Here is a 17114-nt window from a genome sequence, read left to right as displayed (position 1 = left end):
GCGCCGCGCGCTTCATGCGAGACCCCGCAGCGCGTTGAGTTTGAGTTTTTTGCGCTCGTCCTTGATGTCTACCTTGACGAGTTTTGGCAACCACGCTTCGATGGCGTCGGCCGCAGCGCGCTTTTCGTCGGCGCTCCAGTCGGTGCCTTCATGGGCCGCTTTGGCAAGGGCGCGTGCCTTGTTGTGGAAGGCGGCGTTAGGGGCTTCCCTGAAGGTGGGGAACTGCTCGTGTTTGGTCTGGAATTCGGCGATGAAGGCGTCAATCTGTTGCTGGTTGGGCGTCATGGTGGCCAGGCGTGCTGCGTGGGCGGCGGCGGCTTCGCGATCTCGCTGTGCCTGGGCGGCGAGTGCTTGCGCTTTGGCGTCGACTTGCATTGCGCCATAGCCCACGGCGGTTTTGGCGCCGAAACCGAGCCACTCGAAGGCGTGCTGCAGGGCTGCGGTGATGAGGTGCTGCCAGCGGCCATTTGCGGCCAGATCGGGGGCCAAGCGCTCAAGGTGCGCGAGGTCGCAGCTCACGAGGAAGGTGAAACCGGCACCGGGCGGCACTGTGAGGAAACTGATCGGGTTCGGCGCGCCGGAATCGTGTGGTGTGTTGCTGTTGCCGGCTTTGCGATCTTTCTTCTGCTGGTAATAGTGGCTCTGGTGCGGCGTCATGATGTCGACGGCGAGGCTGTTGCCTTCGATTTGCGGGATCACGTCCCAGAAACACAGGGCGCCGCGCACGTGCTCGGATTCGCCGTCTGTGGGTTCGCGGCCAAAAAGTGCGTCGATGGGGGAGAGGTCGACAAGTTGGCGCCCGACCTTGATCTGGTGGATGCGTTCCTCTGTCCAGTCTGCCGAGTCGCCCCATTCGCCCGAGGCCAGTTCGTGCGCGGCCTGACGGAGGACGCCCTTGACGCCGCTGCCGGGCAGGTACGGCAGGCCGTAGGGGTTGAGAAAGGCGAAGCCGTTTTCGAGCGGGTGTTCGTTGCCAAGCCCGGTTGTGAAGGGGGCGATGGCCTTGGCAGTAAGGCTGAGGCGGGCGTGTTCGTTGCCTGCCGCCGAAAAGGCGGCACGCTGGCGGGCGAGGAGGGCGGCCATGGTGGCTTTGTCGTCGCGCGTGAGGGTGGTGGCGCTGCGCAGGGCGGCCGTCTTGTTTTCCTCTTTTATTTCGCGCTCTTGACGATCTTGGCCACGGACTTCGTACTTCAGATCGTGGGTCTGCCAAAGGACGGCGCCGGTGCGCCGATTGATGCCCCAGAGTTTGAGGTACATGCCGAAGCGCAGCCCCGGCGAGGCTGCGCTGAAATCAGTGCCGAGATAGGCGGGTACGGCGGCGATGGGCATGTCAGTTCCCCTTTACCCGGGCGGGTGCCATCTGGCGCAACCAGCGTAACCATGCGAAGGCTTCTGCTGTGATGGCCTGGTAGTCGCTGGGTTTGGCCTGCATGAGGGCTTGCATGAAGGCTTCGAAGCCGGGATCGCGGGCTTCGGCGACGTATCTCTGTTTGACGAGCCACGCGCGAAGCTGGTCGGCTACCAGTTGGTTGGCACCGCCTTTTTCGTGGCAGAAGGCGAGCACCTGCATCAGCCCGCTGTTCATGATGAGCGCGGGCAGGCTTTTGGCGACATTCACGTGTTCTTTTTCATAGCGGATGCTGCAGCCCCAGGCGTCTTGCGCGCGTTGTTGTTCGAGGGTGAGTTTGGTGGCGGTGCTCATGGTCAGGCCTCCACGACACTGGCGACGACCAGTCCGCGGCCGGTGGTGGCATCGCCGCCGATCTGGAGCAGCCGCCCGTGGAGTACGGCCTTGATCTGTGCCATGACGGCTTCGGCGGGCAGGGTGTCTTTGCCGCTGCGCGTTTGGCTGGCCATGAGGGGCGCGATCATGAGCGATTCTGGTGGCAGGTTTTCTGTGTAGAACAGGCCGCCATCGCTGGCGGTGCCGGTTTCGGCGTCGATCCGAACATGCGGTTCGACCAGCATGGCGTGCTGGGCGAAGTAGGCGAAGTCGCTGTCGTTGAGGACAACGAGATCGGTGCCGAGCTTGCTACGGAAAAATGCGTAGTCTTCGCTGGCCGGCAGCGCTTGGGTGGCGATGCTTTCGGCGAGCTTTGGCAAATCGGGTGAGGCCTTGGCGTCGTACTCAAAGGCTTCAAGGTGCATCTTGCTGTTGCTCAGCAGGGCTGGATTGGCGATCAGGCATTGGCCTTCGACGAGCTCTGGCACCGCCCAGTGAACGCTTGTAGCCACCAAGCCGAGCAAGCGTTGTGCGCGGGCGAGGGCCTGCGGGCAGGTGGCATAGACGTAACCGCCGCGCAGGGAACGGATCGGCAGCGCGACCAGTTGTGCATCCCCAAAACTGAGCGCGCCGGCGTGCAGATCGGGGCTGCCTGCGTCGGGGCCGAAGAGCCGCGTCGCGATGGCTTCGTCACCGCCGAGGGCCTTGAAGCCATGGCGCATGGCACCTTTGATGCCGGAGCCTGCGAAGCAGGGGTGGCCGGTGTGGCGTTCGCGCTGGATCGGGTTGTCGATGACGCCAACGGCTTGCCCTGCGCCCATGTGCACCGGGCTGACGGCGTAGAGGAATACGGCTGCATGCTTTTCAAACATGAAATGGGTCTCCGGATATCAGAAAGCGGCGAATGCAAAACGGTTGAAGCCTTCGGCGCGACGCGATGCATCTTGGCAGGGGTCGTTCCAAAGGCCGTTTTCGGCAAGCTTGCCGAGCGCGTCGGCGCTGGCGTCAAGTTGGTCGAGCCAGTAGACGCTGCCGGTGGGGGCGGTGCGCTGGGCGGCTTTGGGTTGGCGCTGGGCGATGTCCCAACCGGAAACGGTTTCTGCGCGTGGTATGGCCGCACAGACGAGTTTTGCCGAGATGCCGCCGAGTGTGAAGTTGCCTTCTGCGTCGATACCGGGGGGTTGCCAGCCTTGCGGGAACAGACCGGGGCTGGTCAGCACGATGCGGCAGCGCCGGGCGCGAGCAAGGGCGGCGAGGTCGGCTTTGGGCTGGGCTTTGTCGGCGCCATGAAGGGCGGCGCCACGGCCATCGCCGCCAAAGCGCAGCAGACCACCGGCGGGCAGCTGGGCGCCCCGCACGCTCGCAAGGAAACCGACATCAAAACAATGGGTTTCTCGTTTGGCCATGGAGACGGCTTGTGTGGAGAACAGGCGACCATCTGCCGCACTGCCTTGTTCGGGGTCGAGGCCAACGCCAACGCGATGGTCGATGGCCCAGAGATCTGAGCTTCGGACGAGGTCGGCGGCCGTTGGTGTTTGCCCCGCGAGATATTTGATCCAGCCCGATTCGGTGAGCCAATAGCCGTTGCCTGGTTTGCTGCGCTCGGGTTCGGCCAGCACCGGCAGCCAGCTTGTGCTGGATGACACTTCGAGCCCGCCGGGGAGCACTGTGGGCTGAAGCCGGCGGACGAGCGGCTGTGCCGTGGGCGATTCGGCAATGATCAGATCTGCCGGCGGGGCGATGAGCATTTCAATGCGCCCATCCAAGTGGCGACGGGCAAGCTGGAATGCGGTGAGCGTGAAGCTTCCGGGCGCGGCAGGGGTGCCGAGTGCCGGGTGTTCGAGCTTGCCTTGAGCGAAGGCGACGAAGTCGATGCCGTCGTCGGCGAGGATGCGTGAGCGCAGCGCGCCAGCGGCGACCGATGGCCAGGGCGGCACGAGCGATTCGCCGTAGCTGCCGGGGTCGCCAAAGAGTTTGTTGCCACGCAGGAACAGGACGTCGAGCGGTTCAATGAAGCAGGTTTGCGAGGTCATGCGGATGCTCCGCTACGGGTTTCTCGGGCAAGGAATTCGGCCACGCTCAGAAAGTTTCCCAGCCAAGCAAGCCCTTGGCCTTGCTCTTGTTCGAGGGCAAGGTGGGTGAGGCGCTGCGCCAGGGTTGCTGCGTGCGCGGCGCGCTCAGCGGGCGCCTGGCGCGCGAGCTGATAGGCCAGCAAGCTTTCAAGCATGCTTGCGTTGCCTTCGGGTTCGGGCAGGTCGGTGAGCCACTCAAGCGTGTTGTATACGGCCCGGCGCGACACGCCGTCGCCGGTGAGGAAGTCGCGCGTGTCGATCAAGAGCTTGACGGGTTCGCCCCACTTGGCTGTGAGGCGAAGTGCGCCACCTGAGCGCTTGATGACGGTGACGGAGAATGCATCGCGCCCGCCCTGGTTCTTGGCGCGTTTTTCTGCTGCTTCGAGTTCGCGGCGCACGGCTGCCAGGGGTGCCTGGTGGTGGGCGATGACTGCGCCGCAGGAGGCGGTGGCGCACTCCCCCATCATGCGCATGAGTTTGCGGTCTTTGAGAATTGCGAAACCCTTGCTGAGTGTGAGTCCGAGCGGGTCGCGCCCGCCTTCGTGGTCAGGGTCGGTGCCGGAGTAGGCATGGCGCAGGCGTTGCATGGCGGGCAGCATGTCGGCTACTGGCAGCATGGCGAGCACGTCGTCACCGCCGGCGTAGATGACTCGCCCTAGGTGTTCTTCTTCGATGACGTGGCGCACGACGCTGAGTGAGAAGTCGTTGAGCGCACCGGAGATGGCGAGGTGTCGGTTGGGTGACAGCGCCCGCTTCTGTGTGCCGTATGCCTTGATGGCCGGATTGCGGGCGGCGTGTTGATCGAAGCCTGCGTGGACCTGCGGATGGAAGCTTTCACGGTAGCTGATGGCGTAGGTGGGGTCGCCCGAGAGCATCTTGCCCATGCGGTCGCCATCCATGAGGATCAGGCCGTAATAGGCTTCGAGCTTGACCTCGGTCTTTTCGCCTTGCGCGAGCGTGCGGCGCACAAGCTGTTCGGCTTGCGCGATAGCGTGCTCGTCCTTGTCGCCGGCGTCTTCGAGCAGTGCCGGAAGCCGGCGAGCGTCGCCGAGCGCTGGATTGTTGGCGTGCTGCTTCATCAGCCGACGCGGCAAGGCAACCGGCCCGCATTGCTCAAGGGCCTCGCTGGTGCCTGCGGCGGTGAGGCCTCCGTGCTTCAACCATTGGTCGAGTTGGTGCGCGAGCGCCATCGTGTGGGTTGAAACGACGAAGCGCCCGATGTCTTTCTTTTCGCCGTTTTCGCCTGCAGCCAAGGCTTTGCTTGCCTCTTCAGCAAAAACGGTGGGCCATAGGCGTTTGATTGCCGGCAGGGCCCCAAGGTGCTCGCCAGGCTTGGCCCACGCGGGGCGCTTCTTGGCGATCTTCGCCCATAGCGTGTCGTTCTGCTGCCGGTATGACCTGGCGAGTTGGGCTCGGTCAGTGGTGAGCCATTCGGTCTCGCCGGTCAGTGAGCAGCGCCAGCCGGTTTGCTGGGTTTGGGCGAAGGGGCGTACGGCTTTTGCTGCGGCCAGTAGCCGCTCTGCCAGGTCGTAGATGGCGGGATAGAGCACGCCCGGGTTAGGCGCGAAGAAGACGCTGGTGTCTGCAGGATCTGTGCTCAGACGGGCCTGTTTCTGAAGAACTTGCCATGCGGGCGACGCTAGAAAGCCGGAGGGCTGACCCGCTTCGACGCCGAAGAAAGGGGCCATGGCGCTGGACAGCGCAACGGTGTCGAGATCTGTTTGCCGTGCGTTGTCGCGCGGGGCAATCAAGGAGAATGGAACCGCGGCCCAGTGCACCTCAGGGAAGCCCTTGAGTTGCTCACGCATCTGTTCAAACGGGGTGTGCGTCGTTTCAGTGTTGTAGCCGGCTTCGTGCAGCAGGCGCTGAACGACGTCGTCACCAAGCCGGCACAGCCAGGCGCGGACGGTGCCTTCGATCTTGCTTGCAAGGGCTTTCGCCTGACTGCGCGGCACGACCGCGACGAATCGGTTGGGCAGGGCGGCGGAGAACAGGGGATTGCTGTCGGTGGCGCCGCGCATCCATTCGCATGCTTCGAACAGCGTGTCGGGCAGGGCCATGGTATCGCGTAGCCACATGTCGACCTGCGGGACGCCACGAAGGCGCGGGAACAGCACGGCGTCTGGACCGAGTTCTTCGCACACCGTGCGCATGGCTTCCCATGAAAGCCGCGAGAGCAGATGGGAGCCAGCCCACAGATCTGAGGTGCTGCGGGCTGCTGCAATGAAGGGTTGCACCGGGCCAATCGACATGGCAAGCAAAGCGGCCTCGCCATCGGTGTCGGCAGCAAAGGCGCCTGCGAAGGCGGATGTCAGATCGAGGTGGTCCCAGATTGAGTGGTCGGGCACGCGGGTGTCGGCCGGAAGCAGGCGCCAGAGCGCGCCAAGCTGGCCGTTGTCCGCCGTTTCCTTGAGTTCTGGCCCGAAGCGCCAGAACGCAAGCAGTACCTTGCGCAGATCTTCTTCGCTGTCTTTGGCGCCGAGCGCAACAAGCAACTGGCTGAAGTGCTCGAAGCTGCGTGCCTTGATGTCGCCGATTTCGGTATCCGAAAGTCCGCCATGCTGGCCGAGGTCAAGCTGTGTGCCGGTGAGCGGGTGCGTGAGGACGGGGTTGCGTGTCCAGCGTACTTGCGCACCTTCAGCCACCTTGAGGGTCTTGAGGTCGCCTGATTTGGTCTGAACGGTGATTTCCTGCATCGGCCATTGCGGGCGGTCGGCAGCCGCTGCCCACCAGTCGGCCCGCTGGACATGGCGGTAGATCGTTCGCTTGAGCCCTTGCTTGAACAAGACGCTGGCGAGTACGCCGTCGTTATCGTTCTCGATGTGCTCGGGGAGGGGGTCGGCACCGATAGCGAGCAGGCGGGTGAGTGCCCGTGAGGTGCCACCTTCGTGTCCGGCTGGGTCTCGCAGCAGAACCAGGGCCTTTTCGGCCGGGTCGTGGATGCGCGCGGCAAGTTTGGTTTGCCAGAGGATGTCGTTATTGTTCATGGTCTCAGGCTTTGACACGAGTTAGGTTCTGGGCCGGTGCGTCGAGGAAGGCATGAACCTTCGCCCACACTGATTTGATTGCCGCCGTGTCGGGGGCGAACGAGGCAGGCGGCAGGCAGGGCATGTGGAACACGACTCCGACGAGTTTGCCTTCCGCCGTTGGGCGCACCTTGAAGCGCAGGCTATTGGGCAGGCGAGCGTTGTTGCCCCATGCTCGTACCGAATGGTTTTTGATCGGATAGCTCAGCCAATGGCGTTCATGAATCTCGCCGTCGGAACTCTGGTTCGGAAACTCGAACTGTGTGCGCAACGCGATCTTGAGGATGGCCAGATCGCGCATCAGGCTCCGCCAGTCAGCGGCCGGCTTTGTTTGCCAGATCAGCGCGCCTTTTGTGTCGCAACCGACGGCGTGCGGCCAGTCAAGCTGGAGGCAGTCTTTCCAGTCACGCACCGGGACGATGCCAGAAAGGGGGCTGCCATCCGTTGGAACCAGACCATACGATCCCCAACTATTGCGGCTGCGTCCGCCGACGGCGCCGAAGCGGTCCATCAGACAAAGGGCCTGCTCGATCAGTGGCGCGTGTTCGTCCGGGAAGGCAATGGCGAAGGTGGTGTGTTCGCCCGATTGAATTGCGGCGTTCGCTTTGAGCGTGGCTGAGCGCCCGCCTGTCGGGGGGGCGACCGGGCCGTAGCCAAGGTATAAGTCGGCGGGCGCGGCGACGCCCACTTCGCGGTGGCTCACGCCAGCGAGTGGTTCCCATTGCGACTTTTTCAGCTGGCCTTCAGTCCATTGCCCGAGCCGAATACGGATCAGACTTTTGCGGGCGGAGATCTTGTCGCCACTTGCATTGAGGTCGCTGTCCAACCAGGCATGCCCGAACAGCAAACCCTCTGCGTGCCGCATGGCCGCTTCGTCTGGAGCGAAAGCCTTGGTGGCTGCGAAGGCGGCGCGCCACCACTGCCGCAACTGGGCCTTGAAGGGTGGGGTGCGCCATTGGCCGTCCTGGTTGGCGTTGCCGAGGAAGGCTGGTGTTGCGAACGTAAGCAAGAACTCGTGGCGTTTCATCGTCTTGTCCGGGGGGCTGGATGGGTTGATCGGAGTGTAGTAGAGGCGGGAGCCCTCCCGCCTAGTGGCAAGCTTGCGAAAGATCAGACGATCAACGAACAAGTCGGCAAGCAAAGGGATGAGCCCCCGTTTGATGACGGCGATGTGATGAGAATCTCCCGTCATTGCTGCCCCGGCTTGCTGAATCCATGGAGGCGACAAGTGGTCTGACGCAGGGACTTCCTTCGCGCAGTGCTCAGCCGGTAAGTTGTTTCAGGCAAGCGTGGATTTCGGTCATCGCATCCAGTGCGCCAAGCGGAATTTCAACATCGTGTGCGCGAGCGACACGGCTTTCACGCTTGTTGATCCGAATGAGGGGGCCGAGCATTTTTTCGCCAATGCGCCGGATAGACGAAATCGCGGTACCGGCACCGAGTTCAATGGTCACAATGCGCTCGGATTGGGCGAGCCATTGTTCGAAGCGCGCCTCCTGCATGCGGCTGCGGTGATTGAGCCAGGCCCAATCCGAGAACATCAGGATATTCGGGCGGGCGATTGCGCCGCAGTCAAGGCAGCGCGGAGGGGCATTGCGCAACGCACATTCGACCATGTCCACCTGGGGCGGAAAGTCGTCCGCGGGCCATACACGCGCAGCACAGCCATCGACGCATTGCAGGTGGTGGATCGAGCCGTGGATTTCCCAGATCTGGTTGGCTGAAAAGCCGGCTTTCTGGAACTGGCCGTCGACGTTGCTGGTGACCACGAAGGTGGGTAGTGGCAGCGCTGCGCCGATTTCAAGAAGCAGCGCGAAGCCCTTGTGCGGAATCGTCTCGCGGTACAGAGCCAATCGATGCCCGTAAAAACCCCAAGCGAGCGTCGGGTCGGTGCGAAAGTGCGCGGGATCCGCGATGTCCGCAAAGTGCAGCTTGCGCCGCCCTAACGCGGGGTAGGCTTTCCAGAAGCCCTCGGGGCCGCGGAAATCGGGCAGCCCGGAATCCACGCCCATGCCTGCGCCAGCGGTGATCAGCAACGCGTCGGCCTGCTTGATCCATTGCGCGGCGCGCATGAGGTTTTGCAGGAGATCGGTACTCATGCGTAGTGCCACGGTAGAAAGGGCAAGCGCGATGATGCAGACGGCGCACTGACGATGCAGTGGGCAGCGCGCTTGTTTGCCCGTGTGGTTCGCCCTGCACTGACCTCAACGCTGGCGAGAGTGCGGCAGCGCACATCGGAGACGCGGCCAGTCGAAACAGCGGCATGCCACAGAGACCGGTCGGCGCGGACTGTCATACCGGTGTTGGTGTACAGGCAAGGGCCATCGGCACCCTGGTTTGTGCGGGATCGAAGGTCATCGATAGACGTGGAGTTCATTGCGTGTGTGTGCCAAGTAGATCGGAAGCAATTGGGCTGCTCTCCAGGTGCTGAAGCAGTGCGTCCACGACAAGATGATCGCCCGGGTTGTTGAGGAGCTCATTGAGGTCCGCAAGCGGAGCCAGATGCACGGCCTGAGACTCCCAGCCCATGTCAGCTGGCGTACCGCCGACCCGCCGTGCGAGGTAGTAGCGGTTGTGCGTTTTCGTGCGTTTGGTGTCGATCAAATGGGCCAGAAGTTCGACCATGAGACCCGATTCCTCGAAGCACTCGCGCACCGCGGTCTGGCGTAGCGCACCACCCTTGTCGACATGGCCTTTGGGGAAGGTCGCGATATTGCCGGCGAACTGATTACTCGGCGCCACCAGCCACACGCGCCCATCCGGTTCGAGCACGACCGTGCCAGCAGCGGGGCGCTTGCCGGGCGGCACCTCGAAGGCGGGTTCCTTGAAGCGGGCAGCGGCGGCGAATGCATGCCACTGCGCTTCGGTTTCCGGTACGCGCTCCCACGACAGGATTTGCACGTCGTTCAGATACAGCGGCATCGCACCGGCCGGCACCACCGTCGCGAGTTGCGTCGCGTCATGCCAGTAGCTGAGCAGCGACGGTTGATGCGGACGGCGGATGAAAACCGTCTCGCCTGCTTCGTTCTTGCAAGGGTGCGGGATCGGCATGGAGGTCTTTGGGTGGTGGCGTCGAACGACAACCGGAACAATCTGACGCATTCGATTATCGGTGTCGAGATAGCTCAAGAGGTGAGCCTATGCGGCCGCAAGGAGGACGCGTGAAGGCTCTAGGATTCTGCTCATCGCGTCGGCAAACCGCGCTGATTGCGTCGCGAAACGTGAGGTCCATCGACAGTTGAGTTCGCCCCCTCATGCGATGCAAAGCAGAAACGCGTGAAGGCGCTCGCACGCGTATTCCGGGGCCGCATAACTTAGCCACACCTCTTCGCCAAAATGCTGGCGCGTTCGCATGACGATCTTACGAACGTCGACCATGCGGAGCGAACCGGTGTTGATGATTGTCGTGTGGGTTCCCATGACAGCGCCGGGTGACGCTGGACTTCGCGTGATGCTCTCGAGCGCAGTGACATACGCCTCAATGAGCGCGCCCGCACTGGCGCTTTCGCAATGTGTGATCGTGGCGATACGGCCCGGCGCATCAAGCAACATCAGCAGATCCACCCAGTCGACGCACACCAGCCCTTTTGCCATGAAGGAAGAAAACACCGCCATGGCAAAGCGCATGGCGTGCGCCTGAATGTCGCCAAATTCGACGGACCACGAAAGCGCAGACGGGGAGGCAGGTTCCGATCTGCCATTCAAATCCGTTACGCGAATCGGCGTTTGCCTCGCGTTTACCGCTGCTTGCAGCAATGTGCCGATCTCGTCGGGGGCGGATGGGTCATCGAACACGAACAGCAAGTCGCACGGCGTGCTGGCAAACGCATCTTCATAAGCGACGCGGCTAGGGGCGACATCTGAGCGCCAAACGAAGGTCAGGAATTCGTCGCGACCGGGCCAGCCTTCCCGGAACCCGGCAGCAAGGTTTCGCGCAGCATCTGCTTGAGATGGCCGCGAGTAGATCCCGATCGTCCAGCGATAGCTGTCGTCTTGAAGGGCGACCGGTTTCAGGGCGTGCATGGCGTGTCGCCTGGTTTTGAAGGGTGAAGTGGGCATTGGTCGCGGCGAGTTCCAACCAGACCGAGCGGATCGGGTCGGCTGATCAGCGGCGCGGCGGGATCAGTCGGATGAGCGCTCGCGCCACCAGGTGGAGACCGTCGCGAAGTGTGCCCGCGGGACGCACCTCAAGCGGCGCATGACCACAATTCGGGCAGCTCACGAAGTGGTCATACCCGGGAAGCCGAACATCGCTTCGAGGCGCTGCGACGCGGGACCAGTTGCACGTTGAGCAGCGGTAAGCCACGGGTGCAGGCGCAATGGGCATCAGCATCAAGCCTGGGCGTTATGGGCTGTCTGATGCGCTCTCCGGCGGACCCACTCCGTATAAACCGACAGTGCGGCGGTCGCCACCATGCCAGCCGCGAACGAGAGGGCGAAGGCGGCCAGGGTTTCAAGCGGGCGGTTGTCTTGGTACATATGCGCTCCGTGATCGAGATCTGCCCGCAATCGGGCGTGACTGTCGTGTGACGTGATCTTGATCGCGGGGTGCGACATTCCGCGTCGCACCGTGATCGGCATGCCTGCTGGACGAGCTTCCTTCGCCGATGCCGAGGGACTGATTGTGCAAGTTAGCGGTCTGAGCCCTGGATACGCGCTGTAATCAGATGCGTTGCCCGATTGGACGTGACCAGTTCTAGATGAGTCCGCGCGCGTGTCAGCCCGACGTACAAGCGTCTGCAAGTCGCCGGGTCGAACGCGTCGAAGTCGATTTCGGTGAAGACCACAGCTTCTGCCGATCGGCCCTTGAAACGGAACACCGTCTCAAGTTCAAGCTCGCCGGGCGTCCGTTTGGCGTTGCCTTGTGCGTCGAACTCCCCGGTGGTTTTGTTCAGACGCAGCCCGGCGAGTTCGCCAAGTTCGCGCAGCAGAGACTTGTTCTGCCCATGCCAGCTCAGCACGACGATCTGATCCGACCGGTAACCGGCCTCGATGCAGCGGCGAACGGCTGACTCGGTGGCCTTGGTGAGCGCCTGGTCGTTACCTGTCGCGTAGGCTTCAACGCCGGGCGCAGTGCCCGCGACCGGCCCGCGTGCTTCGATCGGTTCTGGCGTGAGTTGCAGCAGGTTGATCAGATTGACGATGGCTCGTGGGCTTCTGAAGTTCTCGCGCGTTCGAATCTGTACCGCATCCTCCAGTCCGAAACGCTCGTGTGCGTAGAGTCGTTGTTGTTCATCGTGCAGCACATAGAACTGATGTTCGCCATGGCCCATGGCATCCACGATGTCGACCCACTCCGGTTTGCAATCCTGCGCCTCATCGAGAATCACCAGATCGTAGTGACCGCGCTGCGTGTCGTAATGCGCGGCCAAGCGCTGGATCATCCAGTCGAAAACACCCTCCTGCTGAAAGTCCACCGTTTCTCTGCTGCGCTCGATCAGGTCTCTGGCAAGCCCGTGCAGCGTATCAACATGGCACGAGGCGGGCGCAATGCGGCCGACGTGGTCGGCCAAGGTGCGGTTGAAGCAGACATAGAGCGCTCGCTTCTTGCGGCTGGCGGCATCGCGCAGCAAGGTCAGGGCAAGTTGTGTCTTCCCGGACCCTGCTGCGCCTTCAATGACGTACGCCCTTGAAGGGACTTCGATGCGCGGCACCCAAGTAGCAAGGCCGCTAGCCATGTGTTGGCGGATTTCCGCGTTGGCGGTCGCGATTCGGTCGACATCGGGAACGAGCCGGAAATGCCCCATGAGATGTTGTTCGATCTCGACCAAGGATTCAGGGATGAGCCGCGGCCGCCCGAACTCATCTCGGAGAATCCGGCGGTGTAGCTCGGGATAGGCATCGCAGTCGATGACGCGCTCGGCTGGAATGCTCAAGCTATCGGCGGCGTTCCAGCGATGATGCGGAAGTACCAGCAGATGATTGACGGTAGGGTGCAGTTGGGCGCGTCGAAGCGAGGCGACTAGCGCGGCGTGCTGGCGGGCCAGTTGCTTTCCGACGTCCTTCTGTTGGGCGCCGTAGCGTTTCACGACACCGTCGCCGCTCAGCTCGAGCTCGCCCGCCTTGATCTCGAGTGAGACCACGCGGCCGCTCGGCGTCAGCACCACCACGTCGTATTCGCCGAAGAAGTCGCGCTCCGCATGCACAGAATGCGCGTGCAAGTGGTGGAAGACCACAAATCCATCCGGCAAGGCGCTGCCCAGTTGCTGGATGCACTCGTGCTCGGCGTACTCCCCGGCGGTGACGGGTTGGAAGTGCGCTAGGGGCGGGCAGATGCGGGCCATGACGTGGTATCCGTTATCGGTCACGAACAGGGTAACGCTACCCGGTGCCCGAAGAGCCCCACCTGGCTCAAATGAGTGGCTATGCGCCAGAGGCTTGGTCTCCTGAAGATCCGCCTTGCGCGATGCGATTCTTGGCCTATTCCTGTCCAATCATGTATTGGCGTGCTTGCCGTGGCTGAAACGCAGCAGGATCTGATCCAGTGGCGTTTCTGACCCGCTGACGGCGCGTTCAACCCACAGCGAACTCAGTACTCCGCGAACCTTTCTGAGATCGTGTCCAACGACATCCAAGATCGCGCACCAATCGTCGGGGCTTAACTTTTCGGCCTCACGGCCTTCACCCCAGCGTTCGTCGAGATCTTCAGGCCCTGCGGGCCTTGGGGCACGGATCTCTACGACTGGCCCACCCTGAAACCGGGAGATGAGCGCGTCGTCGATGCCCTCTAGCTTGCAGGGCGGCGCATTGGCGGTGACGATCGTCACCTTGCCTGCGTTCTCGCGGGCGTTCAGCAGGTGCAGGAGCTCTTCCTGGGTCCGATGTTTGTTCGCCAGGTGTTGGACGTCATCCAGAAGCAACCAGTCCGGTTTGCGGTACTGGTTCTTGAACTTGTCGAACGACTTCTGTTGATAGCATCGGACGACGTCCCCGTAAAAATCCTCACATGCCAGAACGGGTACGCAGAAATCGGGGTCGATCTCATGCAGTAGTTCGGCTGTTGCGCGGAGCAGGGTTGTCTTTCCGGTGCCCGGTTTGCCATAGATGTAGGCGACAGTCTGATGGTCATAGTGCTCGGCCCGCAGGCATACGCCGAAGGCGGCCATGACTCCGACTTCGTTGGTGGCATCCCGCAGAAACTTGGGCCGCACCTCCCACCGCCGTTCAAGCGCGCGGACCAGTTCCAGTTTGGGCTTCGTCTCATCGTTCTGGTTTGTTGCTCGGGAGCTTGATTTGCTGCCCTTCAGCGCGCGTGCGAGGCGCGCCGCCGTCACGAAGGCCGACAGCTTGAGTTTCTTTGACATCCTGGTACTCGCTGTTGCGTTGAGATCCAACAGCGTAGGGCGGGCTTGCGACAGCGCGTGACGCAGCGTTACGGAGTGCGGCGCGTTTGGGAGTCGCTCTCTGTGTAGCCTGCCTTGCGGGCGATCGCCAGAACGGTCGCCGCCACAGCAGCGAAGTCCTCTTCGCGGCAAACGATGACCAGATCATCCGAGACTGAGTGCTGCGTAGCCCCCTCCGCGCGGAATCGCTCTGCCTGCTCAGGTTCGAGTTGCAAGGTTTCGCCATCGAAAATGGCTTCGCGCGCCAGGGTCACCATCAGGCGTGAGAGCAATCCAGCCGGTTCGTCCCTGAGTGCGAGTTCCAGGAGTCCGTCGAGGTGGGAGCGCCATGCGGCGTCGTTCCACAGGAGGAGCGACTGCCGTGGCCCGATTGTCGAGACCCACGTTGACTGAGGATCCAAGGTGGGAAACCAAAGAGGGCTGGGTGAATCGACCGCTACACCGTCAGCGGTTCGGGCTTGGCGCACACCAGTCACTTGCGCGGCTTGGTGCGCGGGCTCAGTTCCAGTTCGCGGTAGAGCCGATACACGCGCTTGTTGTTCAAAACGTTTCACCTGGGTGATCATCCGCCCCGCTCCCGCTCCCGCTCCCGCTCCCGCTCCCGCTCCCGCTCCCGATAACCCGAACCAAGAGTTGGCTGCGCGCGGTTCAATGAACGGGGTCGGATCGGCACTTTCCTAGAAACTGGACTATTCCAATCGCACCACAAAGTCCTTCGACCCCATGGCCATCTGCATTTCCTGAATCGATTTGAATGGCGAGCTCTGAATTACCGCCACCATTCCGTCTAGCGCGCTCTTTACGGTGGAAACATCGCCAGATGCCATGGCTCGGTCTAGGACATCGAACTGCTTTTGGATGACCGCAGCGCGTTCCTGAAACGTGAGCTTCATTAGTAGCTCAAATGCTGTGCGCTGATTCTGAAGCGCTTCGATGGCGACATCACGTTTTGCCGCGATCTCCGTTCGTTTCGTGGTCTCGACTTCAGCAGTTTGAAGGTAATCGGTAACTTGGGAAAAAACGTTGGTCACGCCGTCAACGACGTGCGTAGGCGCTTTCTCCAAAGCTTTCAGCACTGCTGGAAGAATGGGTTTCTCCCCTCTATTTGTGTTTGGGATGGCGTTGCCTTTTTTAGTTAAAGACAATAACTTCTTTCCAAGATTCTTCATTGCGAGTTACTTCCTTTTAATAGCAGTCGGGCCTCCGCCACAGACCCTTCACTTTCAGTTGTGACCAAGCCATCCTCGTCGAGAATCTTGACCTTGATCATGCGGTACAGCGCAACGCCGAACAGATTTAGCAATGAATACAGGTCTTTTTCACTCTGTGAGAAACTGGTGAAATCGAGTGGGTCTTGGAACTTTGCGCCTTTCACTTTTCGCAGTGCCTTGGTTATCATCCCGGCTTGGTTCCAAGCCGCCTCAGCCTCTCCTTTTTGCGCTAGCTTGATAGAAACCATTTTCTCGGCGTTAGAAAGTACCGATAAGTATCTGGCGCGTAGATCAGATATTACCGCCCGCATCTCTTCAGATCTTTCTCGGATAGAAACCAACAACGCGTTTCCATTTTCAACCTGCTCGATCGCTTCGCGAATTTCAGACTCCATCTCAAAGGCCTCAGTCAGAGCCTTTTCGGACTTCGATGCCGCTGAATATCCAATTATTGCGAGAGCAGGACCCGCAATGACGCCACCGAGAATGGCGGTTCCTCCAGCCATTCCCATTCCTCCTGCTGCAAGGGATCCTCCACCAAGCCATGCGAGAGTTGCATTTGTTGCCGCGACTCCGGTCAAACCGCTGATTGCAGTCGTTGAGCCAGCAACAACACCAACGCTCGAAGCTAATCCGCTGGCGCCAACGCCAATGAACACTCCGGACGAGACTGCTCCGATTCCGTCCTTAAGCAGGTCAGTGGCTTGATACGAAGAAACCTTAATTTCTTTGAGCTCGGGGGCGCTCACGGCTACATGGGTCGCACCTAGGCTGATCGGTTTGTGGTTGGCGTGATTGATCTGCTCGACGACGGCGATAAATCGCTGCATGTCCTCTGAATCGATGTCGAGTCGTAGCTTGCCAAGAGTCTCTAGCGACCTGGATACGTTGACTTTGGTCTTCTGAAGCCTCTCGGAGGCAATTGCAAAGTCGCGCTGTGCGCTTGTCACTACAAGCTTTGCATGATCGAAATTGGTCTTGGCGTCGTATCCCTTTTTCAGCCCAAGTGCGCCAGCTGCAGCGGATAGGCCGCCAAGAATCCAGGGTACAGCAATTACTGGTAAGACCATGATGATCGATCTCTCTATTGAAGGGTGGTCTCAGGAAAACTGGATAAAGCGTTGGCCGCTACGGAAAAGGCCGAGCATGCTTTCGGCCCAAGATGCAGCTCGTTCAACGAGGTGGTCACCGAGTTGGAATTCACTTGCGGCTTGACTGAGTACACGTTTTTCGGCGTCGGCAAAATCGTCGTCCACAAGCGCAATAAGCATCAGTTCCAATAGGACGAGGCGCTTATGCTCATCAGATTGGAATGCTTTTAACGCATCAGCGATGGGCAAGATGGCGCCCGGGAGTGCTATCTGCATTTCTGAGAGGATGGAATCGAGGAGCGCCTGCTCCTCAAAGGAGATTCCATCGTGCGATGCTGCGATCGCGTGCGCGAGGGAGTAGAAAGCAACTTTTTCGGATTCAGCCAATCGGTTCAGGTACATGATGGTCGCTCGTGAGAGGTAGGTCGGAAGCGATATTGCTCAAGGTTTATCTAGTCAACGATGCTTCCTAATGCTCTTGGATAAGCGTAGCAGTCGATAGATGGCGGATGTGGGCCAGCTCGCGAGTCCGGTTGTAGGAAACGTCATCTGATTGCGTAGTAACGGCTAGCAGGGTGATGCAAAACCCCGTGAACGATTCGGGGATGCAGTTGTCGTAGGGATAAGCGTCCCACCCCAGGCAGAGCA

General features: G+C 61.2%; 17 protein-coding genes. 2 read left to right on the top strand and 15 right to left on the bottom strand.

Features of this window, described 5'->3' with window-relative positions; genetic code table 11:
* Positions 1–12: 12 nt before the first annotated feature.
* From cmr6 to OPU71_RS17465, 6 genes are read right to left on the bottom strand one after another with little or no spacing between them, the layout of a single operon-like run.
* Entirely contained in the window at positions 13–1329 is a 1317-nt protein-coding gene (cmr6, locus tag OPU71_RS17490) for a type III-B CRISPR module RAMP protein Cmr6 (protein WP_267729348.1), read from the bottom strand.
* Between the two features lies 1 nt (position 1330).
* On the bottom strand, positions 1331–1702 hold the full coding sequence (cmr5, locus tag OPU71_RS17485) for a type III-B CRISPR module-associated protein Cmr5 (RefSeq protein WP_267729347.1): 372 nt from the start codon (positions 1700–1702) through the stop codon (positions 1331–1333).
* Between the two features lie 2 nt (positions 1703–1704).
* Positions 1705–2595: a type III-B CRISPR module RAMP protein Cmr4 gene (cmr4, locus tag OPU71_RS17480; protein ID WP_267729346.1), complete on the bottom strand. Its 891-nt coding sequence runs from the start codon at positions 2593–2595 to the stop codon at positions 1705–1707.
* Between the two features lie 18 nt (positions 2596–2613).
* Positions 2614–3756: a type III-B CRISPR module-associated Cmr3 family protein gene (locus OPU71_RS17475; RefSeq protein ID WP_267729345.1), complete on the bottom strand. Its 1143-nt coding sequence runs from the start codon at positions 3754–3756 to the stop codon at positions 2614–2616.
* Positions 3753–6782, bottom strand: a complete 3030-nt coding sequence (gene cas10 / locus OPU71_RS17470; RefSeq protein ID WP_267729344.1) for a type III-B CRISPR-associated protein Cas10/Cmr2 — start codon at positions 6780–6782, stop codon at positions 3753–3755. Before cas10 ends, OPU71_RS17475 begins: the two co-directional genes overlap by 4 nt.
* Before the next feature lie 4 nt (positions 6783–6786).
* Positions 6787–7647 carry a hypothetical protein gene (locus OPU71_RS17465; protein WP_267729343.1) on the bottom strand — a complete coding sequence of 287 codons (861 nt, stop codon included), beginning with the start codon at positions 7645–7647 and terminating at the stop codon, positions 6787–6789.
* 6 nt (positions 7648–7653) lie between these two features.
* On the opposite strand from OPU71_RS17465, the gene OPU71_RS17460 reads away from it, so the two are divergent.
* The gene (locus OPU71_RS17460; RefSeq protein WP_267729342.1) at positions 7654–8058 is read left to right on the top strand and encodes a hypothetical protein; all 405 of its coding nucleotides are present in this window, start codon (positions 7654–7656) and stop codon (positions 8056–8058) included.
* A gap of 25 nt (positions 8059–8083) precedes the next feature.
* Here the strand turns inward: OPU71_RS17460 and OPU71_RS17455 are convergent, their stop codons facing one another.
* The 4 genes from OPU71_RS17455 to OPU71_RS17440 all read right to left on the bottom strand — a co-directional run bounded on the left by OPU71_RS17455 (position 8084) and on the right by OPU71_RS17440 (position 12997).
* The gene (locus tag OPU71_RS17455; protein ID WP_267729341.1) at positions 8084–8920 is read right to left on the bottom strand and encodes an SIR2 family NAD-dependent protein deacylase; all 837 of its coding nucleotides are present in this window, start codon (positions 8918–8920) and stop codon (positions 8084–8086) included.
* 274 nt (positions 8921–9194) lie between these two features.
* Positions 9195–9950 (bottom strand): NUDIX hydrolase, encoded by a 756-nt coding sequence (locus tag OPU71_RS17450; protein WP_267729340.1) that lies wholly within the window; start codon positions 9948–9950, stop codon positions 9195–9197.
* Positions 9951–10073: 123 nt separating this feature from the next.
* Entirely contained in the window at positions 10074–10844 is a 771-nt protein-coding gene (locus OPU71_RS17445) for a hypothetical protein (RefSeq protein ID WP_267729339.1), read from the bottom strand.
* Positions 10845–11452: 608 nt separating this feature from the next.
* A complete protein-coding gene (locus OPU71_RS17440; protein ID WP_324256084.1) occupies positions 11453–12997 on the bottom strand; it encodes an ATP-binding domain-containing protein in 1545 nt (514 codons plus the stop codon).
* On the opposite strand from OPU71_RS17440, the gene OPU71_RS17435 reads away from it, so the two are divergent.
* A complete protein-coding gene (locus OPU71_RS17435) occupies positions 12962–13084 on the top strand; it encodes a hypothetical protein (RefSeq protein WP_267729404.1) in 123 nt (40 codons plus the stop codon). The genes OPU71_RS17440 and OPU71_RS17435 overlap by 36 nt on opposite strands.
* Positions 13085–13255: 171 nt before the next feature.
* Here the strand turns inward: OPU71_RS17435 and OPU71_RS17430 are convergent, their stop codons facing one another.
* From OPU71_RS17430 to OPU71_RS17410, 5 genes are all read right to left on the bottom strand, one after another.
* On the bottom strand, positions 13256–14125 hold the full coding sequence (locus OPU71_RS17430) for a DnaA ATPase domain-containing protein (RefSeq protein WP_267729338.1): 870 nt from the start codon (positions 14123–14125) through the stop codon (positions 13256–13258).
* 68 nt (positions 14126–14193) lie between these two features.
* Complete coding sequence (locus OPU71_RS17425; RefSeq protein WP_267729337.1) at positions 14194–14565, bottom strand: hypothetical protein; 372 nt, start codon at positions 14563–14565, stop codon at positions 14194–14196.
* A gap of 288 nt (positions 14566–14853) precedes the next feature.
* Entirely contained in the window at positions 14854–15333 is a 480-nt protein-coding gene (locus OPU71_RS17420; RefSeq protein ID WP_267729336.1) for a hypothetical protein, read from the bottom strand.
* Complete coding sequence (locus tag OPU71_RS17415) at positions 15330–16445, bottom strand: hypothetical protein (RefSeq protein ID WP_267729335.1); 1116 nt, start codon at positions 16443–16445, stop codon at positions 15330–15332. The genes OPU71_RS17420 and OPU71_RS17415 overlap by 4 nt, the downstream gene beginning before the upstream one ends.
* A 30-nt stretch (positions 16446–16475) precedes the next feature.
* Complete coding sequence (locus OPU71_RS17410) at positions 16476–16868, bottom strand: hypothetical protein (RefSeq protein ID WP_267729334.1); 393 nt, start codon at positions 16866–16868, stop codon at positions 16476–16478.
* Between the last annotated feature and the right edge of the window lie 246 nt (positions 16869–17114).

It is taken from the genome of Niveibacterium sp. 24ML, from assembly GCF_026586805.1.
Classification (GTDB): domain Bacteria; phylum Pseudomonadota; class Gammaproteobacteria; order Burkholderiales; family Rhodocyclaceae; genus Niveibacterium.
The sequence above is the reverse complement of the archived record's forward strand: the minus strand, read 5'-3'. Positions and strand labels throughout refer to the sequence as shown.